Below are 21,063 nucleotides of genomic sequence, written 5' to 3'. Positions count from 1 at the left end.
TAGCCGCTGAGGTGAGGAGGGCGATCAAGAATAGGGCGCGCATCGGCTTAATCCAGATTCGACAGCTTGGCGCTGTCGCGACGGAATTCGATTAGGGAGGCGATTGGAGGCAGCTCCTTACGTTTTTGAGTTTTATTTCTCTGCAAAATATCTGTCCATTTATCAAAAGCATCCACCATCTGCTCATCAAACGGCAGATTGGTGTTCTCCAGCCCCATCGCTTTCCCGGTCCGCGTATTACGGGTGTGCAAGGACCACAGCTCGCGGCGCAGGCTGCCGCTGATGTCGCCGCGTTCGTGGCAGATGTTCAGCTCGCTGTCGACGCGCATGCTGCGGGTGTTGATATTGGCTGAGCCCTGGGTCATGAACACGTCGTTGATGATCATCAGCTTGCTGTGGATGTAGACAAAGGGCCAGTCATAGCCCTGGCCGGCGGCGGCGGGGCGGTCGGCCTCGCGCTGGTTGCGGCGCAGCATGGCTTCCCAGCCGGCGGCGTCCAGCGCGTCGGGCGCCACCAGCGTGCAGACGTGGATGCGCAGGCCGGGGATGTCGCGCGGGCGGATCGGGTTGCGCGATTCCGGATCGGCGGGGTCGGCCTGTTCGCGCCGCGCCTGGTTCAGGCGTTCGCGCAGTTCGTCGTAGCTTTGTCCCGGCGGCGGGGTCTGGCCGGCGCGCTCGGCGGCGGCGGCGCTCGCAGGCGCGCTCCAGCTGCTGGATTTCCTGGCTGTCGCTTACTTCGTCGATCTTGGCCTGGCGGGCTTCTTCCAGTTGCGCGGCCAGGTCGGCGGCGCTCTGGCCGGGCGGCAGGGTCTGTCCGGTGCGTTCGGCCTGGCGGGCGGCTTCCAGCCGTTGTTCCAGCTGCTCCAGCTGCTTGGTGCGGGCGACGGCGGGCAGGGTGTCGGCGCGGCCGAGCGCGTCCAGCATGCGGTAGGTGTTGACGCCGCCGCGGCCCATGCCGTCGTCGCTGGCGTTGGTGACCACGAACAGGTGCAGCTGGCCGTGCTGGGTGCAGTCGCGGCCGCACTCGGTCTGGGTCCGCACATTTTTGAGGATGCGCTCGGCCAGCACCGGCCAGCGGAAGTACTGGTTCTCGATATAGATGTATTGGGTGGCGTTGCCGACGGTGTGCAGATACAGCGTTTCGATGTCCTGGGTGTTTTCCTGGGGCTGGGTGCGCAGGATCTGGGCCATCACGCTGTTGGCGGTGGGCAGCTTTTGTTGGCGGAAGACGCGCTCCAGGCACTCGCCGACGGTTTGGGCGTCGCGCTCGCCGAGCAAATCCTCGCCGGTTTCCTTCTGCCAGGCCTGGGCGAAGTTGAGATGCAGGTATTCGAGGATGGGGCCGCTGAGCTGGCAGGAGAGGTCCTGCATCGGATAGGCCCCGTTGCGGCCGCGGTTATGGGGCTGGCGCTGCCGGCTGTGGGCGTCGTTGTCCCAGTAGCCGTCCAGCATATTGTGGCCCATGACGAAGCCGATGGCGGCGGTGTCGTCCTCATAGTCGACCAGCACCATTTTTTGGTGGTGGGACGGGACGCCGGCCATGACGAGGCGGCTGCTGAGGCCGAGGTCGCGGTCCAGGGTGTTGCTATCGTCGTCCAGCGCCTTGAGGTCGGCGCGGCTGACGTTCTTGAAGATCTTGATGCGGTCCTTGAGGCTGAAGCCGCGGCCGACGAAGCGCAGCGGCAGCGCGGGCTGCTTGCGGTCGTAGGCGCGGAACCAGGCGCGGTCGGTCTGGAGCTGGGCGTCGTACTCTTGCTGCGCCTGTCTTTGCTCATCGGGATCGAGTTCGGTGCTTTGGCGGCGGTCCATGATGGCGATGGGGTTCTTGCCGGGCATATTGGCTTCGCCGACGGCGCCGGTGACGCTGATGCCGAAGGGTTCGAGGGTCCATCCCAGCACGCGGACCTGAACGCCGGCGCGGGCTTTTTGTTCGAGCAGGGCGCCGATGGCGGGCGCGCTGCCGACGCGGACGAAGTGCATGGAGGGCTGGAAGCCCCAGCAAACGATGTCGACGGAGCGTTGCGCGTTGGCGATGGCCTGGTGTACGGCGGCGAAGGCGCGCTCGCCGTTGACGAGCGGGGTGTAGTTGGCGAAGTCAGGCGGGTATTCGGTGTCGCAGATGAACCAGCTGGCGTGGGCCTGCACGGTGCGGCCGTCCTTGAATCGCATCGGGATGGTGTCCACCGGGGGGGTATAGGTGGTGCTCATGTCGGGTCCCCCTTGCCTGGGGCGGCGGAGCCACCGCTCAGGGTGTGGTAATGGTCGCGGAAGTTTTGCGTGGCGCGGCTGATGGCGGAGTTAGAGCTGAGGCTGGCGACGACTCCTAAGGCGACGTCTGATTGAGGCTTTCTTGGGCGGGAGAGGATTTGCGGCGGCATGACGCGGCTCCATGCGTGCAACATAAAGTGCATACATTAAGCAGATGGGTGAAAAATACGCTATAGGAATATTCCTAAAATGCCTTTGCATGCCGGTGCGGCTTGTTCTTGTGGGGGCAAAAAGGGGCTTAAGCATGCTGGTCTGGCGCGGCAAGGCTAAGCCGGGCCGCCCCGGCGGTGGGAAAGTTTGAGCCGTTGTTTGGCGCCAAACAACGGCTTTTGGCATGGGCTCAAAGCCTGTAGGCGATCCTGCGAGCTGAGGCGAGGCAAAAAACGCTGAGAACCTGTTCAAAGTCTGCTGCGCTTCGTGACGCGCGGCGGCTTCCTAGGCAAAAGCCTGGCACACATCCACCCAGTCGGCCTGGGTGATGTGGTGCAGCTGCTGCGGCGACAAGCGCACCGCGCTGTGGACGGCGCCGGCGGCCGGCAGCACTTCGTCGTAGGCTTGCAGCGACACATCCAGATAGACGGGCAGCTCGGTGGCGAGGCCAAACGGGCAGACGCCGCCCACCGGGTGGCCGGTGATGGCCTCCACCTCGTCCGGCGGCAGCATCTTGCCCTTGCCGAAGGCGTCCTTGAACTTGCGGTTGTCGATGCGGGCGTCGCCGCGCGCCACCAGGATCACGTCGCGGCCGTCGTTCAGGCGGAAGGCCAGGGTCTTGGCGATGCGGCCGGGCTCCACGTCGTGGGCGGCGGCGGCTTCCGCCACGGTGGCGGTGCTGACTTCCAGTTCTATGATGGGGATGTCCAGCTGACGGGCGGCGAAAAACGCCTGGACGGACGCTAAGCTCATGTCTGGCCTCGAAGCGAAGGGTGGAGCGTTTCATTATTCCGCCCCATCCTTTGCTTGTGAAGCGTTTTTACTTCAGTCCTGCCGGGTGATGTCGCTGAGCTTATCGGCGATATCCTGCGAGGTGGCGGCCTGTTCTTCCGAGGCGTTGGCGATTTCCACCACGAAATTGCGCATGGTGTTGATCTCGCCGACGATGGTTTGCAGGGCGCCCTCGGCGCGCTGGAAATCGTTTTCCGTGGTTTGCACCTGTTCGCGGCCCTGTTCGATGGCGCGCACATTGTGCTGCACCTCGCCCTGGATCGCGCGGATCATGTCGCCGATTTCCTGCGTGGCCTTGGTGGTGCGTTCGGCCAGCTTGCGCACTTCGTCCGCCACCACGGCGAAGCCGCGGCCCATCTCGCCGGCGCGCGCCGCCTCGATCGCCGCGTTCAAGGCCAGGAGGTTGGTCTGATCGGCGATGTCCTTGATCACGTTGACGATGTGGCCGATGGCTTCCGAGCGCTGGCCCAGCGAGACCAGGCTGTCCGCGGTCTGGCGCACCATGGCGCCCACCTGCTGCATGCCCTGATTGGTGTCGCTGACGATGGCCATGCTTTTCTTGGCCTCGCCCAGCATCAGCTCTGAGGATTCGGAGGCGGCGGCGGTTTGCACCGCCACGTTCTGGATGGTGGCGCTCATCGCCTGCATGTTTTCGGACAACTCGTTGATGCGGACCTCCAGGAAGTCGCGGCGCTGATTGCCCTGGTCCTGCAATTGCTGGGCGAGCATTTCGGCGGAGACGTCCTGGAAGCTGGCCATGAAGCACAGCAGTTGATCGGGGTGGGCGGAGTCCCAGATCGGAAACACCTTGGTCTTGAACATGACTTCGCCCACCGGAATCATCGCGATATGCTGGTCTATCTTGCGGCTGGCCAGGTCGGCCAGGATGCGGCGGTTGTACTCCGGATCGCGGTGGAATTGGTGGATGCTGTGGCCGTGGGCGTGGTTGACGTCGACGCCGGCGCGGAATTTCTGGTTCATCATTTCTCGATGCCGGCTCAGGATGTCGCGCGCGGTCTTGTTCATATAGAAGATCGCGTTGTCGCGGCTGGTGTCGCACAGCATGATCAGATTGTCCGCGTGGTCCAGCACGCTTTCCAGTTGGCGCACCTGCCGCGCCGCGTCCGCGGTCTTGTCGACCGCCTTCATGAAGCCGAACATCCTCATCTCCCGCCTAGGTAGTTTTACGCTAGCAACAGCTGCTTGTGGTTTGGCTGAGGCGGGAGGGGAATGCAAGCCTTTTTTGATTTAAATCAAAGGCAAGAGTGTGATTTTAAACGGCTAATTTATTCTCCCAGCGGCAGAAGCAAGGTCTCCTTGACCTCTTCCATCACCACATAGCTTTTGGACTCCTTGGCCGAGGGCAGTTGCAGCAGGATGTCGCCCAGCAGCTTGCGGTACATCGACATGTCCGGGATGCGGGCCTTGATCAGGTAGTCGAATTCGCCGGAGACCAGGTGGCATTCCAGTATTTCCGGGATGCGCATGATTTCGCGGCGGAAGGCGTCGAAGATATTGCCGGATTTGGCTTCCAGCTTGATTTCCACGAACACCAGCAGCGCCGCGCCCATCGCGTGCGGATTGAGCCGGGCGTAATAGCCTTCGATGATGCCGTCGCGCTCCATCCGCCGCACCCGCTCGGTGCACGGCGTGGTGGAAAGTCCCACCTTTTCAGAGAGTTCCGTCATCGAGATGCGGCCGTTTTTCTGCAACAGGCGCAGGATTTTCAGATCGGTTTTATCCAGCGCTTTGTCGCCGCTTGAACTTTTCTTCATGTTTTCACTATGTCTATGAAAGTTTGCAGTTTAAAAATCTGTAGTCTGACGCTACTTTGGTGAAAAAACCCAGTGTTTCATTAATATACTACGCAAAATCACTATAGCCATGTAGTGCTGCAAACGGAGAGAGAAAATGAAGGTGATCGTGCTGGGCGGCGGTGTTCTGGGCGTGTCCACGGCTTGGTATCTGGCCAAGGCGGGCTGCGATGTGACGGTGCTGGAGCGCCAGGAAGGCGTGGCCTTGGAAACCAGTTTCGGCAACGCCGGCCAGATTTCCCCCGGATATTCCACGCCCTGGGCCGCGCCGGGCATTCCGCTGAAGGCGGCCAAATGGCTGTTCCAGCGCCACGCGCCGCTGGCGGTGAAGCCGGACGGCAGCCTGTACCAGCTGCAGTGGATCGCCAAGATGCTGGCCAACTGCAATGAAGACGCTTACGCGGTGAACAAGAGCCGGATGATGCGTCTGGCCGAATACAGCCGCGACAAGATGAAAGAGCTGCGCGCCGAAACCGGCATCGGCTACGAGGCGCGCCAGGGCGGCACGCTGCAGCTGTTCCGCAGCCAGGCCCAGGTGGACGGCGTCAGCAAGGATATCGCCGTGCTCAAGGAGTGCGGCGTGGATTTCAAAGTGCTGGACCGGGACGGCTGCGCCGAGGTGGAGCCGGCGCTGGCCAGCGTCAAGCACAAGCTGACCGGCGGCCTGCAACTGCCCAACGACGAAACCGGCGATTGCAATCTGTTCACCGCCCGCCTGGCCGAGATGGCGCGCGCCAAGGGCGTTGAGTTCCGCTTCGGCGTAAGCGTGGACGGCATCGAGAGCGACGGCAAGCGCATCACCGGCGTCCGCGTCGGCGACGATCTGCTGACCGCCGACCATTATGTGGTGGCGATGGGCAGCTTCTCCCGCGACATGGTCAAGACGCTGGGCATTGATATTCCGGTTTACCCGGTCAAGGGCTATTCGCTGACCGTGCCGATCACCAATCCGGCCGGCGCGCCGGTGTCCACGGTGCTGGACGAAACTTACAAGGTGGCGATCACCCGCTTCGACGACCGCATCCGCGTCGGCGGCATGGCCGAGTTGTCAGGCTACGATCTGTCGCTGAACCCGCGCCGCCGCGAAACGCTGGAAATGGTGGTGGGCGATCTGTACCCGAACGGCGGCGACATCCCGGCCGCCAGCTTCTGGACCGGTCTGCGGCCGATGACGCCGGACGGCACGCCCATCGTCGGCGGCACCCGCTTCGCCAATCTGTCGCTGAACACCGGCCACGGCACCTTGGGCTGGACCATGGGCGCCGGCTCCGGCAAGGTGCTGGCCGACATCATCACCGGCGCCAAGCCGGAGATCAGCCTGGACGGCCTGTCCATGCAGCGCTACGCCAAACAGGGCGAAACCCTGGTGGTGCCGGCCGCCCGGCCGGCCGTGGCGGGCGCCTGAGCATGCGGCCGCTGATCGCCACCATCCGCACCCAATACCTGCGCGACAACTATCTGCTGGCCAAGCGCCAGCACGGCGGGCGGGTATTGGCGGTGCTGAAGGCCAACGGCTACGGCCACGACGCGGCGCGTTGCGCTCAGGCGCTGGCTGATGTCGCCGACGGTTTCGCCGTCGCCTGTCTTGAGGAGGCGCTGCACCTGCGCGCCGCCGGCGTGAGCGCGCCCATCCTGCTGCTGGAAGGCGTGTTCGAGGCGGCCGAGCTGGCCGAAGTCGAGCGCCACCGGCTGTGGCTGGTGGTGCAGAGCGAAGAACAGCTGCGCATGCTGGAAGAGGCCCAGCCGGCCGCGCCGTTCCGCGTCTGGCTGATGCTGGACAGCGGCATGCACCGCGAGGGCTTTTTGCCGCGGCATTACCGCGCGGCCTGGGAGCGCTTGCAGGCCAGCGGCAAGGCGGAGAGCATCGTCAAGATGACCCACTTCGCCCGCGCCGACGAGCCGACGGTGCCGATGACCCTGGCGCAGATCGAAAGCTTCGACGCCGCCACCGCCGGCCTGCCGGGGGAGGAGAGCGTGGCCAATTCCGCCGGCATCCTGTGTCACCCGCGTTCGCGGCGCGACTGGGGCCGCGCCGGCATCCTGCTTTACGGCGCCAGCCCGCTGCCGGCGGGCTTCCCGCAGGGCGATGAGCTGAAACCGGTGATGCGGCTGAGCAGCCGCATCTTCGGCGTGCGCGAGCTGGCCGCCGGCGAGCCTATCGGCTACGGCAACAACTTCGTTACCGAACGGCCGACCCGGGTGGGCCTGATCGCCGGCGGCTACGCCGACGGCTATCCGCGGCTGGCGTCCAGCGGCAGCCCGGTGGCGGTGGACGGCCGCCGTTCGCGCATCATCGGCCGGGTGTCCATGGATATGATCACCGTGGACCTGAGCGACTTGCCCGCCGCCGGCATCGGCAGCGAGGTGGAGTTGTGGGGCGACGCGGTGTCGGTCAACGAGGTGGCCGCCGCCGCCGGCAGCATCGCCTATGAATTGCTGTGCAATATCAAGCGCGCCCGCTTTGTGTTCGAATAAGTTTTTTCTGATCTTCTGAAAGATATTTCAGAATCAAACGACTAAGCGGAAAGCCCGGCCATTGGCCGGGTTTTTTTATTCGTATTGAATTTTATGTTGCGCTAAGGCCGCAAGGCTGGCATCAAGTCTGGGTAATAGTGTCATTATTTGATAATTATTCTCATTAGTCTGGACGCGTCATGGAATTTCTGTTTTCCTTTATTTAAAAATAGTTACGAATCCGATGATGATTAAATATAAAAAACCATCTCCAGCTCGGCTCTGGCGGATGGCGGGGATCGTTTGTTGGGGCGTGGCGGCGCAGGCCGCGGAAGTGCCCGGCATGTCTGGCAGCATGCATCAGCAAATGGAAAACGATTCGCGGCGCCTGTTGCAGGACAACAGCCGCCGTTTCGACGCCATCATTCAGCAGCAGCGGCTGCGGCAGATGCAGCCGGACAGCAATATGATGCGGAGGCCGCAAGCGGCCGATATGAGCGAGCTGGACTGCCTGCGCGTCAAGGGCGTGCGTCTGGCCGGCATCAAGCTGTTGAGCCGCAAGGAAGTGGCCTCGCTGGGCGAACTGGCCAGCGACTGCCTGAACAATGAAGAGTTGAACCGCTTCAGCCGCGGCTTGACCCAGCTCTATCTGAAGAAGGGCTATATCGCCGCGCGCGTGGCGGCCGAAGGGCCGGACGAGCAGGGCGTGCTGACCTTGCGCGTGCACGAAGGGCGGGTGGAGAAGATCGTCAGCGACGACCGGCGCAGCAATCCGGCCACCTTGTTTCCCGGCGTGGTCGGCCGGCCGCTGAACATCCACGACGCCGATCAGGGCCTGGACCAGGCCAACCGCCTGCCGTCCAGCAAGGCGACGCTGGACATCCTGCCCGGCGAAACCGTGGGCGGCTCCATTCTGAGCCTGCGCAACAATAAGGACGCGCCCTGGCGCTTGAACTTCAACGCCGACAACACCGGCCGCGACAGCACCGGCCGGGTGCAGGCCGGCGTGGGCCTGTCCTGGGACAGCCCGCTGGGCTTGTCCGATTTCGTCAGCGTGTCGGCGCAACGCACCAGTAACGACAACGCGGTGAGGCACAGCCGCAGCGAATCGCTGTTTTACTCCCTGCCTTACGGCTATTGGACTTTCAGCGCCTTCGCCAGCCGCGCCGATTATCTGAACCCGCTGCAATTGCAGCACAACGCGGTGAATTTGTCCGGCCGCACCGCCCAGAGCGGCCTGCGCGTGGACCGGGTGGTGAGCCGCGGCCAGAACCAGACCACCTCGCTGACGGCGCAACTGACGCATAAACGGGTGCGCAATTACTTTCTCGACAGCGAGATCGAGATCACCAGCCCCACGCTGAGCGTGGCCGAGCTGGGCCTGTCCCGGCTGCAATTGCTCAGCGGCGGCGTGTTGATCGCGGACGCCGGCGTGCAGCGCGGCACGCGCTGGCTGGGTGCCAGCGCGCCGGACCCGCGCGCGCCGGACGGACCCAATCCGCAGTTCACCAAGTGGAAGGCTTCGCTGAACTGGTTTCAAAGCCTGGGCCTGCCCGGCGGACCGTATCAGCTCAATAGCGCGCTGACCGGCCAGACCAGCCGCGATTATCTGCCCGGCGTCGAGCAGATGGACGTGTCCGACGCCAGCGCGGTGCGCGGTTTCCGCCGCAACACCCTGGCTGGGGAAACCGCCTGGTCCTGGCGCAATACCTTGTCGCGCCGCTTTGAGCTGGCCGGCGTCGGCGTGACGCCGCGTATCGGTTTGGACGGTGGCCGGGTGCTGCCGCATCGCTCGGTCCAGCAATGGCAGAGCATTGTCGGCGCCAGCCTGGGCCTGGCTTTCAGCTACCGCAAGGCCAGCCTGGACCTGGAATACAGCCGGCCCTTGTACAAGCCCGCCGGCTGGCAGCAGGAAGGCCATCAGCTGTTCGCCAAGCTGGCGCTGTCCTGGTGATGCTTTTGGCATTTATTTTTTGTCGTGAATATTTTTTGAAAGAAATTAGCTGCGAAAGCGACTAAGCGATATTGGCAGTATTTCATTTGAATTGATTTAAAAAGAGACGTAGATTCGAAATCAAACGTATGTTTCATTGTGGGCGGATCCGGCTGGCAGGCTGGAGAGGCCCACGGAACATGGGGCGTTTGGATAGACGGTTTTGGACCGGATCTGCTTGTTCTCTGAATGAACGGGACTCAAATCATGAAGGAAAAAATAAATTTCGGCTTATCGGTAACGGGGAAAGTGGCCGCGGCGCTGACTCTGGCGTTTTGGGCGGTGGAAGCCGCGATGGCGGCCGGCATCGTCGCCGGCGGCAACGGCGCGCAGCCGCAGGTGAGCAACGCCGCCAACGGCGCGGCGGTGGTCAATATCGTGGCGCCCAGCGCCGCGGGCCTGTCGCATAACCAGTACCAGGATTTCAACGTCGGCAAGCCCGGCGCGGTGTTCAACAACTCCGCCGCCGGCGGCCAATCGCAGCTGGCCGGCCAGTTGGGCGCCAACGCCTTGTTGGGCGGGCGCGAAGCCAGCGTGATCTTGAACGAAGTGATCAGCCGCAACCCGTCCTTGCTGTTGGGCAAGCAGGAAGTGTTCGGCAAGGCCGCCGACTATGTGCTGGCCAACCCCAACGGCATCACCTGCAGCGGCTGCGGCTTCATCAACACGCCGCGCGCTTCGCTGCTGGTGGGCAACGCCAATATCGAAAACGGCGCCATCGCCTCCTTGCAGGCGGCGATGAACGGCAACGCGCTCAGCGTCAACGGCGCCGGTCTGAGCGGCGTCAACGTGCTGGACCTGATCGCGCCGCGCATCGATGTGCGCGGCAATGTCGCCGCGCGCGAGCAACTCAATGTCCGCGCCGGCTTCAACCTGGTGGATTACCAGGGTCAGGACGCCAAGGTGTTGCGCAGCGATAAGGCGCCGGAAGGCGTGGGCTCGCTGGACAGCGTGTTCCTGGGCGCGATGCAGGCCGGCCGCATCAATATCATCAGCACCGCCGACGGCGCCGGCGTCAATGTGGGCGGCAGCCTGAACGGCGCGCAGGAAGTGTCGGTGGACGCGCGCCAGGGCAAACTGGCGCTGGAAGGCGCGCAGATCCGCGCCAGCGAAGGCAAGGTGGCCCTGGCCGCGCGCCAGATCGACAGCCGCGGCCGGGCGGAAACCTCCACCACCCAAGACAGCGGCCACGATGAGAGCTGGTTCATCTGGAAAACCGGTGAAACCAATACCGCCAGCAATGGCAGCGATACCCGCATCAAGCGCAGCGTCATCAGCGCGCGCGACGATGTGAGCCTCAGCGCCGGCGACACGGCGACCTTGGCCGCCACCGACATCAGCGGCCGCAATGTGGCGCTCAGCGGCAAGGATTTGACGCTGGACAGCCAAGTGGCGGACAGCGCGTCCAGCAACAGCAATCACGCCTGGAAAAACTCCTGGGCCTATAACCGCGACCAAAGCGAAACCAGCCAGCGTCAGGAAGGCGTGCGCATCCGCGCCGAGCAGGACGCCACACTGACCGCGGCGGCGGCGGCGGCGGACAACCAGGCGGTGGACGGCGCGCAGCCGCGCGGCCAGATCGCCATCCGCGGCGGCAGCGTCAGCGCCGGCCAGGACATCCGCTTGCAGGCCGACGGCGGCGTGAAGCTGAGCGGCGTGACGGAAACCGATACCCGCAGCGATAGGGGCAATCGCAAGAACGACGGCGCCAGCCTGGAAACCGGCTCTTGGGACCATGCTTCCAGCGAGCAACGCCTGGCGCAAAGCCAGCTGCGCGCCGGCCGCGATCTGGATATCCGCGCCAGCGGCGACATCGACGCCAAGGCGGCCAAGCTGGCCGCCGGCCGCGACGCTTCCCTGGACGCGGGCGGCGCGCTCGGCCTGGGCGTGCAGCAGACGACAAACCAGAACAGCCAGCGCAACGACCAGGTGTACTGGGGCGGCATCGGCGGCGGCGGCAACCGCGACAACGGCAAGACCGACACCGTCAACACCGGCAGCGATCTGACCGCCGGCGGCAAGCTGACGCTGCGCGGCGACAGCGTGGCCATCGCCGGCAGCCGCGCCCGCGGCGAGCAGGACGCGGTGGCGATCAGCCGCAACGGCGACATCAGCATCGACAGCGTGGTCAACCAATCGCAAACCCGCACCGATCAGCGCAGCGGCACCGCCTTCAACATCACCAAGAGCAGCAGCAAGGGCAACGCCAGCCAGCAGCAGGCGGTCAACGCCGAGCTGAAGTCCGACACCAATCTGAGCATCCAGTCAGCCAAGGACGTGGCGATCAGCGGCAGCCAGGTGCGCGCCGGCGGCGAATTGAACGTGGCCGCCAACGGCGACATCAAGGTGGCGGCGTCGCAGACCCGCGACACGGTGAAGAGCAAGGACACCGAGCTGGCGCTGCGCGGCGTCGGCGACATCACCGGCGACAAGCAGTACCGCGGCGGCGTGCGCATCGAGCACCGCAGCAGCAGCGTGGACCGCGACGCGACCCAGAACCAGGCGGCGACGCTGTCCGGCGACAAGGTGGCGCTCAATGCTCAGGGCGATCTGACGGTGACCGGCTCCAAGCTGAACGCCGGCGCCGGCGGCGCGGCCCTCAGCGGCCAGAACGTCAGCCTGAACGCGGCGCAGGATACGGTGAAGGAAAGCAAGAGCAGCAGCGTCACCGGCGGCGGCCTCTATATCGACGCCGGCCTGGACAAGACCGGGGTGGCGCTGGGCGTGGACCAGAAGAACAGCCGCAGCCAGTCCGACAGCAGCACGGCTCAGGTCAGCGCGATCAATTCCAAGGGCGGGGTCAGCATCGTGGCCGGCAACGGCGACGGCGACATCCGCAACCAGGGCGCCCAGGTCAAGGCCGATGGCGACATCAAGCTGGCCGGCGGCCGCATCGACAACCAGGCGGCCAACAGCAGCCAGAAAACCACCTCCGACAGCAGTCATTGGGGCGTGGAAGTGGGCGTCAACGCCGATTACAGCGGCGTGACCCGTCCGCTGGTGGCGGCCGGCGAAAAAGTGGTCAAGGGCGATGTGATCGGCGCGGCCGGCGCCGCCGGCGATCTGGGCGCGGCCAATCTGGGCGTGGATGTCGGCGTCAAGGCCGGCGTCGGCTCGGAGACCCGCCAATCCCGCACCGCGCAGGCCAGCAGCCTGAACGGCGGCAATATCAAGGTGGACGCCAAGGCCGGGCTCAGCGATCAAGGCACCCAGTATCAGGCCGGCAACACGGTGGAGATCAAGGCGGACAGCCATCAGTTCAGCGCCGTGGCCAATACCCAGAGCCAGAGCGGCAGCAAGACCGAGGCGGATGTCGGCGTGCGCGTCTACACCACCACCGGCGAGGATGTGAACGTCAAGGCGGCCGGCAGCGGCAGCACGGTGACCAGCGCCTCGTCCAGCTCCACCGCGGTCACCGGCGGCATCCGCGCCGGCAACGGCGTCAAGGTGGACGTGGACAACAACGCCGCTTACCAGGGCGTGGCCATCGCCGGCGGCAAGGGCGCGGCCAGCGTCAACGCCGGCGGCGACCTGAGCTTCAGCCAGGCCAGCAGCAGCAGCAGCGAGCAGCGCACCGTGGGCGGCAAGGCCAATCTGGCCATTACCACCAGCCCGATCGAGGGCGGCGGCAAGAATGTCGGCGGCAGCGGCGGGGTGGCGGTGAACGTGGACAAGCAGCAAGCCAAGTCCAGCACCGCCGTGACCGGCGGCGTGGACGCCGACGCCGGCGTGAGCTTGACTGCCGGCGGCAAGCTGGGTCTGCAGGGCGATAAGATCGCCAGCCGCGGCGACGTGACGCTGCAGGGCGACAAGGTGGAGTTCAAGGCCGCCGAATCCAGCGCCGACAAGTCCGGCAGCCAGTGGGGCTTCGATCTCAAGGCCGGCGGCAGCCAGAGCAATGGCCAGGAGAAGGCGAGCAAGGGCTTCAATGTGGGCGCCGGCGGCAATTACGCCAGCACCGACGAGTCCAGCCGCAGCCAGACCGGCGGCAGCGTGGTCAGCGGCGGCAAGGCCAGCATAGCGGCCGGCAGCGGCGGCATCCGCCTGAGCGGCACCCAGGTGCAGGGCGACAGCGCCAAGCTGGACAGCCAGGGCGATATCCGCCTGGAGTCGGCGCAGTCCAGCAGCCAACGCAACAACTGGAGCGTGGCCGGCAATATCGGCGGCGGCAACAAGGCCAGCAGCGACAAGGAAAACGGCCAGATCAAGCCTGACAGCACCAAGAACGTGCATGACATCAAGGCCGGCCTGGAGGTGAAGGTGGATCAGCAGGACAAGCTGAGCAACGCCAACGCCGCCGTGACCGCCAAGCAGCAAGTGGAACTGAACGCCGAAGGCAACGCCACTCTGGCCGGCGCCAATGTCAGCGGCAAGACCGTCACTGGCCAGGTGGGCGGCAAGCTGGCGCTGGAAAGCCGTCAGGATCGCGATAACAGCGTGAAGGTGGACGTGGCGCTGGGCGTCAACAGCTCCAACGGCAAGGAGGCCAGCCTGGTTGATCAGGCCGCCGACAAGGCCGGCCCGCTGAAGGACAAGGTGAAGGAGAAGGGCACCGAGCTGGTCAACGCCGCGTCCGACAAGGTGAAGGAGAAGTACGACAGCCTGGCCTTCAACAAGGGCCTGAAGGAAGACACCACCAATGCGGTGAGCTTCAACGCCAACAGTGAAACCGTCACCCTGCCCGAGCAGCCGACTTCCGGCCCGGCCAAGTCCGGCACGCTGGACACGCTGGCGCGCAAAGGCGGCAACACGTTGAAGGACAAGCTGCTGAACGCCCAGGACAAGGGTACCGAGCTGAAGGCCGACGTGGACGTCAGCGTTAAGCGCGACAACTCGGTGGGCGTCGTTACCGGCATCGCCGGCGCCGACGGCGTGACCCTGCAAGTGGGCGGCAAGACCCAGCTGACCGGCGCGACCGTGTCGTCCGCCAACGGCAAGGTGGACCTGGGCGATTCCAAGGTGGAAACCGCCGACATCGCCACCGAGCGCTACAAGGGCGGCGGCGGGGTCAAGCTGAACAGCACCCCGTCCGGCATCCTGAAGCAGGCGGTCAGCGATGTGACTTCCGGCAAGGCGCCGCTGATCCGCGCCGAGCATGAGAATACGCCGACCGTGGTGAAAGGCAGTATCCAGGGCAAGTAAGACGCTTGGTCAAAAGCGAAAACCCCCGCCGGGCAACTGGCGGGGGTTTTGTTTTGGAGTGGCTGTTATTACAGGGGAATGAACTCGGTCTCGCCCGGCACCATCGGGAAACGCTGGGCGATCCAGTCCGCGCGCGCCTGGGCCAGCCGCTCGCGGCGGCTGGACACGAAGTTCCAGTCCAGATAGCGCGGGCTGGCCGGCGGCGTGCCGCCCAGCAGCATCACCCGGCTGTCGCGCCGCGCGATCAGTTCGCCGCCCTGGCCGGTTTGCAGCAGGCCCAATTCGTTGGCGTTCAGCACAGCGCCGTCCACGTCCAGTTCGCCGGCGGCGACATAGGCGGCCAGTTCGTCCACGCCTTCCGGCAGCGCCAGCCGCGCGCCGGCCGGCATGGCGGCGCTGGCGTAGAACACCGGCAGCGGATAGGCGACCGGCGAGCGACGGCTCCAGCCTTCGCCCATCAGCAGGTTCAGTTCCACCCCGTCTTGGTTCCAGCGCGGCAAGTCCTCGGCCGGGTAATGGGCGAAGGCCGGCTCGCATTCCTCCAGTTCATCCGGCAGCGCCAGCCACAGCTGCATGCCTTCCACCGCCACGCCTTGCTGGCGGATGTCGGCCGGCACCCGCTCGGAGTGGGTGATGCCGCTGCCGGCGGTCATCAGGTTGACCGCGCCGGGCGCGATGCGCTGCACCGTGCCCAGGCTGTCGCGATGCATCATCGCGCCGGAGAACAGATAGGTGACGGTGGCCAGGCCGATGTGAGGATGCGGCCGCACATCGCCGGCGCTGCCTTCGGCGGCGAAACGGGCCGGGCCCATGTGATCGAGAAACACGAAGGGGCCGACGCGGCGCGCCTGGCGAGTGGGTAGCAGCCGGCGCACCGGAAAGCCGATGTCGCGGTCCAGGCTGGCGATGGTTTGGGTAAGCAGCGGCATGGCGGCTCCAGCTTAGGGTTTGAGGGTCAGAAGCGGCCGTCGCGAAAATCGGCTATGGCTTCTTCCACTTGTTCGCGCGTATTCATCACAAACGGGCCCCATTGCGCGATGGGTTCGCCCAGGGGCTTGCCGGCAATCAGCAGCAAGCGGCTGTCGGCCGCGGCGCGGAGGCTGACGCCGTCGCTGTCAGCGCGGTTGTCCAGCACCGCCATCTGCCTTGCCTTGACGCCGCGCTGTTGCGCGCCAACGGCGATCTCGCCCTGATAAACATAGAGGAAGGCGTTGTGGCCGGCGGGGATTTCCAGCGTCTCTTCGCTGCCGGCGTCCAGACGCAGGTCCAGGTACAGCGGTTCGGTGGCTTCGCGTTCCACCGCGCCGGCCTGGCCGCGCCAGTGGCCGGCGATCAGGCGGGCCTCGCCTTGGGCCGGCGCAGACGGAATCTCGGCGGCGGGGATGTCGCGATACCACGGCGCGCACAGCTTGCGCTCCGCTGGCAGGTTCAGCCACAGCTGGAAGCCGTGCATCAGGCCATCCTCTTGTTCCGGCAGTTCGGAATGCACGATGCCGCTGCCGGCGGTCATCCATTGCACGCCGCCGGGGCCGAGCAGGCCTTCCTGGCCGGTATTGTCGCGGTGGCGCATGCGGCCGGCCAGCATATAGGTGATGGTTTCGAAGCCGCGGTGCGGATGGCTGGGAAAGCCGGCGATGTAGTCGTCGGGATTGTCGGAACGGAATTCGTCCAGCATCAGGAAAGGGTCCAGCCGCCTTTGCAGATCGGAGCCGAGCACGCGCAGCAGGCGCACGCCTGCGCCGTCCGACACCGCCTGGCCGTTGACCAGGCCTTCCGCTTCCCGGCTGATGAATGGGTGTTGCATGGCCATGTCTCCCTGTGGGGCCGGACTGGCGTCCGGCGGTTTACATGGCCGGATTATTGCGCGCCGCCGACGCGCTTGATAGCGCAAAGAATTGCGCGTCAGATTCAAAAAATCTGAACGCGCAGCGGCCTCAACTCAGGGCGGCTTGCTGGCTCTGTCCGCGCAGATAGTCTTCCAGCGCGTGGCCGGCGGACAGGATGTGGAAGCGGATGAATTCCGCCGCCTCGTCGGCCTTGCCCTGGCGGGACAGTTCCAGCAGCTTGCTGTGCTCCTCGTGCGCCCGCTCCATGGTGCGGGTGAACAGGATCTGCATCCGGGTGTAGCGGTCGGTCTTGTTGTGCAGCTGCTCGATCAGCGCCAGCGTGTTGGGCCGCTTGGCGGCGCGGTACAAGGCCAGGTGGAAGCGGGAGTTCAATTCCCCCCAGTGGCGCACGTCGTTGTTGCGCAGCGCTTGTTCGAATTCGCGCAGGGTTTGCTGGGCCAGATCGTGATCGGCCTTGGTGTGACAGGGGATGGCGGCTTTGAGCACCGAACCTTCCAGCATCGCGCGGATTTCCAGCAGCTCCAGCACGTCTTCCAGCGACAGCTTGGACACCAGCGCGCCCTTGTGGTCGATGATCTGGATCAGGCCTTCGGCTTCCAGCTGGCGCAGCGCCTCGCGCACCGGCACCCGGCTGACGCCGTATTCATTGGACAGCGCCTCTTGGCGCAGTTGTTGGCCATCGGCGAACTCCCCGGAGAGAATGCGCTGGCGCAGGGATTCGGTTACGGCACTGGTGAGCGTCTGGCGCTTGATCGGCTGCATGGTGGTCATGGTGGTGGGTGTCGTCGTCAGTCAAGCGGTGTCATGCAAATGTATTCGATTATACGGAGCTTGAACTGTCAGACAAGGCCCAAAACTGACCTTATGAGTCGCTAAAATGAAAAAACCCGGCGTTTGGCCGGGTTTTTTTAAGATTTGGGGTGGATGATGGGGCTCGAACCCACGACAACAGGAATCACAATCCTGGACTCTACCAACTGAGCTACATCCACCGCCGAAAGCGGTGAGCCGACGCCCTGAGGCGGCAACTTGAAATAGGGTGGGGTGGATGATGGGGCTCGAACCCACGACAACAGGAATCACAATCCTGGACTCTACCAACTGAGCTACATCCACCACTGAAAAACAAGCACTGCATTGTACCACAATTACTTGGCGCGCCCGACAGGACTCGAACCTGTAACCCCCGGCTTAGAAGGCCGGTGCTCTATCCGGTTGAGCTACGGGCGCTCGGTCGGGCTTCGCCTTACTGCTGGTCGGGGCGGCGGGATTCGAACTCGCGACCCCCTGATCCCAAATCAGGTGCGCTACCAGGCTGCGCTACGCCCCGACGACAGAGACCGCAACTATACGGATGGCGATTTGGGCTGTCAACACCTGTTTGTAATTAAATTGCGGCCGGCCAGGGGCGCGATATTGGCCGGGCGGCGGGCTGGGCGGCACTTCCCTTTATTTATCTTGATCTTAAGTAAGTTTTGTTGCGCAGCGGCATTTCGGAGGCCGCCGAAAAATGCGAGAATATGCGCCTTCTTTTTCAGCCTCTATTATGGAACCGGCCCATGGCAGCACAACTGATTGACGGCAAAGCGGTAGCGGAAAAACTGATCGCCAAGGTGGGCGAGGGCGTGCAGGCGCGCCTGGCCGCGGGCAAGCGCGCCCCGGCGTTGGCGGTGATCCTGGTGGGCGAGGACCCGGCGTCCGCGGTCTACGTGGGCAGCAAGAAGCGCTCCTGCGAGAAAGCCGGCATCCGTTCGCTGGCCTATGATCTGCCGGCCGATACCAGCCAACAGGCGCTGCTGGACATCATCGATCGCTTGAACGTGGACGCTGAGGTGGACGGCATCCTGGTGCAGCTGCCGCTGCCCAAGCAGATCGACCCGCAGGCGGTGATCGAGCGCATCGACCCGAAAAAGGATGTCGACGGCTTCCATCCCTATAATATGGGCCGGCTGGCGATCAAGATGCCGTTGCTGCGTCCCTGCACCCCGCGCGGCGTGATGACGCTGCTGGAAGAATACGGCATCGATCCCAAAGGCAAGAAAGCGGTGATCGTCGGCGCGTCCAATATCGTCGGCCGTCCGCAGGCGCTGGAAATGCTGCTGGCGCGCGCCACGGTGACGGTGTGCCACAGCGCCACCGCCGATCTGGCCGCCGAAGTGGCCGCCGCCGACATCGTGGTGGCCGCGGTGGGCATCCCCAACTTCGTCAAGGGCGAGTGGATCAAGCCGGGCGCGGTGGTGATCGACGTGGGCATCAACCGTCTGGACAGCGGCAAGCTGTGCGGCGACGTGGAGTTCGCCGCGGCGGCCGAGCGCGCCGGCTTCATCACCCCGGTGCCGGGCGGCGTCGGCCCGATGACGGTGGCCACCTTGCTGCAGAACACTCTGGACTCCGCCAATATGCACGCTTGAACGGCGCGCCGTTCAGCCCAAAACGCCATCGCCGCTTCCGCGGCGGCGGCGTTTTTGTTTTATCGGCGCGCGATAGGGCGGGCGCTTGCAAACAAAGCGAGACGCTGGCGGCCCGGCTATCGTAAAATCGACGGTTTTAGTTCGCAGTAAGCAAATCCGATCATGAGTCAAGACAAGCAATCGGCCACGCTGTTGATCAGCGCGCCGGACAAGAAGGGCCTGGTGGCGGCCATCGCCAACTTCCTGATGACCTACAACGCCAACATCATGCACGCGGACCAGCATCAGGACACCAGCGAAAACCTGTTCCTGATGCGGGTGCAGTGGGATGTGGACGGCTTCACCCTGCCGATGGAGAACTTCGCCGCCGCCTTCCAGCCGATTGCCGACGAACACGCGATGAACTGGAAGGTGTCGCTGTCCACCCGCAAGCCGCGGATGGCCATCTTCGTGTCCCAGTACGAGCACTGCCTGGTGGACCTGATGCACCGCTGGCGCATCGGCGAGCTGGACTGCGAGATCCCGCTGGTGATTTCCAATCACGAAACCTGCCGCCGGCTGGTGGAGTTCAACGGCATTCCCTTCCATGTGATCAAGGTCACCAAGGACAATAAGGAAGAGGCCGAGGCCGAGCAGTTCCGCCTGCTGGAAGAGGCCGGCGTGGACTTCATCGTGCTGGCCCGCTATATGCAGATCCTGTCCCAGGGTTTCGTCGAGCGCTATCCGGACCGGGTGATCAACATCCATCACAGCTTCCTGCCGGCATTCGACGGCGCCAAGCCTTATCACCGCGCGTTTGCGCGCGGGGTGAAGCTGATCGGCGCCACCAGCCACTACGTGACCGAGGATCTGGACGAGGGCCCGATCATCGAGCAGGAAGTCACCCGCATTTCTCACCGCGACGAAGTGGACGACCTGATCCAGAAAGGCCGCGACCTGGAAAAAGTGGTGTTGTCGCGCGCCGTGCGCTGGCATATGGACAACCGCGTGCTGTCCTATAACAACAAGACGGTAGTCTTTGACTGAGAGCGGACATGCGCCTGCTGATTGACGATGTGGTGGATTTGCTGCGCTTCCGGGTCAAGCCCCTGGGCGAGTATCAGTATCCGCGCTGGCAGACCCTGCTGTTTCTGATCGCGCTGGGTCTGGTGGCCAGCGCCGACACCGCAGAGCTGGGCAACAACCTGACCGGCCGCATGCTGTTCATGGTGCTGTTCACGCTGGCGGAAACCCTGTGTTTCGCCGGCTTCATCGGCCTATGGCTGCGTTTTGCCAAGTGGGACGGCCATGGTTCGCTGTTCGGCCTGGTGGCGGTGGCCAGCGGCCTGCAGTTCGTGGAACCGCTGACCAGCTGGCTGCCGGACGACGCGGCGCTGGCGGTCAACGGGGTGTTGTCCATCTTCGGCATTCTGGTGTTGGTCAACGCGCTGGCCGTGGTGTCGGGCATTCACCGGCTGCGGGTGGCGCTGGGAGTGTTGTTGTTCGCGCCGGTGGCCATGGTCTTGCTGGCCGGGGCCTTGTCGCTGGGTTCGGCGGCGGGCTGGGTGGATTTGCCCGCCGGCGTGGCCGACGCCGCGCGCGGAGCGGAGAGCTCGGCGCCCGCAAGCGGCATCTGAGCCGCGGGCTGAAAAAAGAACAGGACATGCCAAGGCATGTCCTGTTTTGCATGGAGGGCGCGTGAACGGGCCGGCGCGCTCAATCCACCTTGGCGATGTAGCGGGCCAGGCCCAGCAGCGCGCGCAGCGCGTCGCCCTTGGCGGTGACTTCGCCGCGCAGCCGCGCGTAGCGGCGCAGGATGGCGCGGCCCTCTATGAACAGGTCCATGTCGGTGTCCGGCGAGGACACCAAGGCGATGCGTTCGATTTCCCCCTGCGGGCGCGGCTGGCCCTGCGCGATGCACAGGTAGACCTTGTGCGCGTTGAAGGGGGTGATGTGATCGAACAGATACAGCATGGAGTTGATGCGCAAGCCGGTTTCTTCCCGCACTTCGCGGATCAGCGCCTGGGAGCGCAGTTCGCCGCGGGCGGCCTTGCCGCCGGGAAGATTGTAGCGGCCGCCTTTGGCCGCGGTGACCAGCACGCCGTCGGGCAGTTCGATAATAGCGGTTGCGCGCCTGGCCAGGTCCGCCGGCAGGCGCTCGTTTCTTTTTTCTTCCAAAACACTCATTCTTCAAAAATTAGTTAGGGCCACCG

General features: G+C 64.6%; 16 protein-coding genes and 4 tRNA genes. 7 read left to right on the top strand and 13 right to left on the bottom strand.

From position 1 onward, the window contains the following. Nucleotides 1–47: 47 nt before the first annotated feature. The 5 genes from HQN78_RS11950 to HQN78_RS11930 all read right to left on the bottom strand — a co-directional run bounded on the left by HQN78_RS11950 (nucleotide 48) and on the right by HQN78_RS11930 (nucleotide 4,985). Complete coding sequence (locus tag HQN78_RS11950) at nucleotides 48–476, bottom strand: phospholipase D-like domain-containing protein (protein ID WP_235089654.1); 429 nt, start codon at nucleotides 474–476, stop codon at nucleotides 48–50. Then, nucleotides 418–2,208, bottom strand: coding sequence for a hypothetical protein (locus HQN78_RS11945; protein WP_235089653.1), 1,791 nt, complete (start codon nucleotides 2,206–2,208; stop codon nucleotides 418–420). The genes HQN78_RS11950 and HQN78_RS11945 overlap by 59 nt, the downstream gene beginning before the upstream one ends. A 495-nt stretch (nucleotides 2,209–2,703) precedes the next feature. Further along, entirely contained in the window at nucleotides 2,704–3,171 is a 468-nt protein-coding gene (locus tag HQN78_RS11940; protein ID WP_107799977.1) for a YbaK/EbsC family protein, read from the bottom strand. 72 nt (nucleotides 3,172–3,243) lie between these two features. Continuing rightward, nucleotides 3,244–4,371: a methyl-accepting chemotaxis protein gene (locus HQN78_RS11935; RefSeq protein WP_235089652.1), complete on the bottom strand. Its 1,128-nt coding sequence runs from the start codon at nucleotides 4,369–4,371 to the stop codon at nucleotides 3,244–3,246. Between the two features lie 125 nt (nucleotides 4,372–4,496). Further along, complete coding sequence (locus HQN78_RS11930; RefSeq protein WP_107799975.1) at nucleotides 4,497–4,985, bottom strand: winged helix-turn-helix transcriptional regulator; 489 nt, start codon at nucleotides 4,983–4,985, stop codon at nucleotides 4,497–4,499. A gap of 136 nt (nucleotides 4,986–5,121) precedes the next feature. On the opposite strand from HQN78_RS11930, the gene HQN78_RS11925 reads away from it, so the two are divergent. The 4 genes from HQN78_RS11925 to HQN78_RS11910 all read left to right on the top strand — a co-directional run bounded on the left by HQN78_RS11925 (nucleotide 5,122) and on the right by HQN78_RS11910 (nucleotide 14,613). Beyond that, complete coding sequence (locus HQN78_RS11925; protein WP_107799974.1) at nucleotides 5,122–6,429, top strand: D-amino acid dehydrogenase; 1,308 nt, start codon at nucleotides 5,122–5,124, stop codon at nucleotides 6,427–6,429. A 2-nt stretch (nucleotides 6,430–6,431) separates the two neighbouring features. Further along, nucleotides 6,432–7,499: an alanine racemase gene (gene alr / locus HQN78_RS11920; protein ID WP_235089650.1), complete on the top strand. Its 1,068-nt coding sequence runs from the start codon at nucleotides 6,432–6,434 to the stop codon at nucleotides 7,497–7,499. Between the two features lie 268 nt (nucleotides 7,500–7,767). Next, on the top strand, nucleotides 7,768–9,432 hold the full coding sequence (locus HQN78_RS11915) for a ShlB/FhaC/HecB family hemolysin secretion/activation protein (protein ID WP_235089649.1): 1,665 nt from the start codon (nucleotides 7,768–7,770) through the stop codon (nucleotides 9,430–9,432). A 246-nt stretch (nucleotides 9,433–9,678) separates the two neighbouring features. Beyond that, nucleotides 9,679–14,613 (top strand): hemagglutinin repeat-containing protein, encoded by a 4,935-nt coding sequence (locus tag HQN78_RS11910; RefSeq protein WP_235089648.1) that lies wholly within the window; start codon nucleotides 9,679–9,681, stop codon nucleotides 14,611–14,613. 68 nt (nucleotides 14,614–14,681) lie between these two features. Here HQN78_RS11910 and HQN78_RS11905 read toward each other — a convergent pair whose 3' ends face one another. From HQN78_RS11905 to HQN78_RS11875, 7 genes are all read right to left on the bottom strand, one after another. After that, on the bottom strand, nucleotides 14,682–15,542 hold the full coding sequence (locus tag HQN78_RS11905; RefSeq protein WP_235089647.1) for a pirin family protein: 861 nt from the start codon (nucleotides 15,540–15,542) through the stop codon (nucleotides 14,682–14,684). A 26-nt stretch (nucleotides 15,543–15,568) separates the two neighbouring features. Beyond that, nucleotides 15,569–16,417, bottom strand: coding sequence for a pirin family protein (locus HQN78_RS11900; protein ID WP_235089646.1), 849 nt, complete (start codon nucleotides 16,415–16,417; stop codon nucleotides 15,569–15,571). Between the two features lie 130 nt (nucleotides 16,418–16,547). Further along, nucleotides 16,548–17,231 (bottom strand): GntR family transcriptional regulator, encoded by a 684-nt coding sequence (locus HQN78_RS11895; protein ID WP_107799968.1) that lies wholly within the window; start codon nucleotides 17,229–17,231, stop codon nucleotides 16,548–16,550. Between the two features lie 145 nt (nucleotides 17,232–17,376). After that, nucleotides 17,377–17,452 (bottom strand) — tRNA-His (locus HQN78_RS11890). A 48-nt stretch (nucleotides 17,453–17,500) separates the two neighbouring features. Next, nucleotides 17,501–17,576: transfer RNA gene (locus HQN78_RS11885), tRNA-His, on the bottom strand. A 37-nt stretch (nucleotides 17,577–17,613) separates the two neighbouring features. Further along, nucleotides 17,614–17,690, bottom strand: a tRNA-Arg gene (locus tag HQN78_RS11880). A 23-nt stretch (nucleotides 17,691–17,713) separates the two neighbouring features. After that, nucleotides 17,714–17,790, bottom strand: a tRNA-Pro gene (locus HQN78_RS11875). A gap of 229 nt (nucleotides 17,791–18,019) precedes the next feature. Between HQN78_RS11875 and folD the strand changes: the two genes are divergently transcribed. The 3 genes from folD to HQN78_RS11860 all read left to right on the top strand — a co-directional run bounded on the left by folD (nucleotide 18,020) and on the right by HQN78_RS11860 (nucleotide 20,487). Beyond that, nucleotides 18,020–18,871 (top strand): bifunctional methylenetetrahydrofolate dehydrogenase/methenyltetrahydrofolate cyclohydrolase FolD, encoded by an 852-nt coding sequence (gene folD / locus HQN78_RS11870; protein ID WP_235089645.1) that lies wholly within the window; start codon nucleotides 18,020–18,022, stop codon nucleotides 18,869–18,871. A 162-nt stretch (nucleotides 18,872–19,033) separates the two neighbouring features. Further along, the gene (gene purU, locus HQN78_RS11865; protein ID WP_048410466.1) at nucleotides 19,034–19,897 is read left to right on the top strand and encodes a formyltetrahydrofolate deformylase; all 864 of its coding nucleotides are present in this window, start codon (nucleotides 19,034–19,036) and stop codon (nucleotides 19,895–19,897) included. Nucleotides 19,898–19,905: 8 nt separating this feature from the next. Beyond that, a complete protein-coding gene (locus HQN78_RS11860) occupies nucleotides 19,906–20,487 on the top strand; it encodes a hypothetical protein (protein WP_107799966.1) in 582 nt (193 codons plus the stop codon). Between the two features lie 79 nt (nucleotides 20,488–20,566). Here the strand turns inward: HQN78_RS11860 and HQN78_RS11855 are convergent, their stop codons facing one another. Further along, a complete protein-coding gene (locus HQN78_RS11855; RefSeq protein ID WP_048414591.1) occupies nucleotides 20,567–21,037 on the bottom strand; it encodes an NUDIX hydrolase in 471 nt (156 codons plus the stop codon). Nucleotides 21,038–21,063 lie beyond the last annotated feature (26 nt).

Source organism: Chromobacterium sp. Beijing (assembly GCF_021496765.1).
Taxonomy (GTDB): domain Bacteria; phylum Pseudomonadota; class Gammaproteobacteria; order Burkholderiales; family Chromobacteriaceae; genus Chromobacterium.
This window is presented reverse-complemented; position numbering and strand designations above follow the sequence as displayed.

Excerpts from the sequence above, each read along its gene's own strand:
- HQN78_RS11950 (WP_235089654.1), bottom strand. The coding sequence starts at position 476 with ATGCTGCGCCGCAACCAGCGCGAGGCCGACCGCCCCGCCGCCGCCGGC.
- HQN78_RS11945 (WP_235089653.1), bottom strand. The coding sequence starts at position 2,208 with ATGAGCACCACCTATACCCCCCCGGTGGACACCATCCCGATGCGATTC.
- HQN78_RS11940 (WP_107799977.1), bottom strand. The coding sequence starts at position 3,171 with ATGAGCTTAGCGTCCGTCCAGGCGTTTTTCGCCGCCCGTCAGCTGGAC.
- HQN78_RS11935 (WP_235089652.1), bottom strand. The coding sequence starts at position 4,371 with ATGTTCGGCTTCATGAAGGCGGTCGACAAGACCGCGGACGCGGCGCGG.
- HQN78_RS11930 (WP_107799975.1), bottom strand. The coding sequence starts at position 4,985 with ATGAAGAAAAGTTCAAGCGGCGACAAAGCGCTGGATAAAACCGATCTG.
- HQN78_RS11925 (WP_107799974.1), top strand. The coding sequence starts at position 5,122 with ATGAAGGTGATCGTGCTGGGCGGCGGTGTTCTGGGCGTGTCCACGGCT.
- alr (WP_235089650.1), top strand. The coding sequence starts at position 6,432 with ATGCGGCCGCTGATCGCCACCATCCGCACCCAATACCTGCGCGACAAC.
- HQN78_RS11915 (WP_235089649.1), top strand. The coding sequence starts at position 7,768 with ATGGCGGGGATCGTTTGTTGGGGCGTGGCGGCGCAGGCCGCGGAAGTG.
- HQN78_RS11910 (WP_235089648.1), top strand. The coding sequence starts at position 9,679 with ATGAAGGAAAAAATAAATTTCGGCTTATCGGTAACGGGGAAAGTGGCC.
- HQN78_RS11905 (WP_235089647.1), bottom strand. The coding sequence starts at position 15,542 with ATGCCGCTGCTTACCCAAACCATCGCCAGCCTGGACCGCGACATCGGC.
- HQN78_RS11900 (WP_235089646.1), bottom strand. The coding sequence starts at position 16,417 with ATGCAACACCCATTCATCAGCCGGGAAGCGGAAGGCCTGGTCAACGGC.
- HQN78_RS11895 (WP_107799968.1), bottom strand. The coding sequence starts at position 17,231 with ATGACCACCATGCAGCCGATCAAGCGCCAGACGCTCACCAGTGCCGTA.
- folD (WP_235089645.1), top strand. The coding sequence starts at position 18,020 with ATGGCAGCACAACTGATTGACGGCAAAGCGGTAGCGGAAAAACTGATC.
- purU (WP_048410466.1), top strand. The coding sequence starts at position 19,034 with ATGAGTCAAGACAAGCAATCGGCCACGCTGTTGATCAGCGCGCCGGAC.
- HQN78_RS11860 (WP_107799966.1), top strand. The coding sequence starts at position 19,906 with ATGCGCCTGCTGATTGACGATGTGGTGGATTTGCTGCGCTTCCGGGTC.
- HQN78_RS11855 (WP_048414591.1), bottom strand. The coding sequence starts at position 21,037 with ATGAGTGTTTTGGAAGAAAAAAGAAACGAGCGCCTGCCGGCGGACCTG.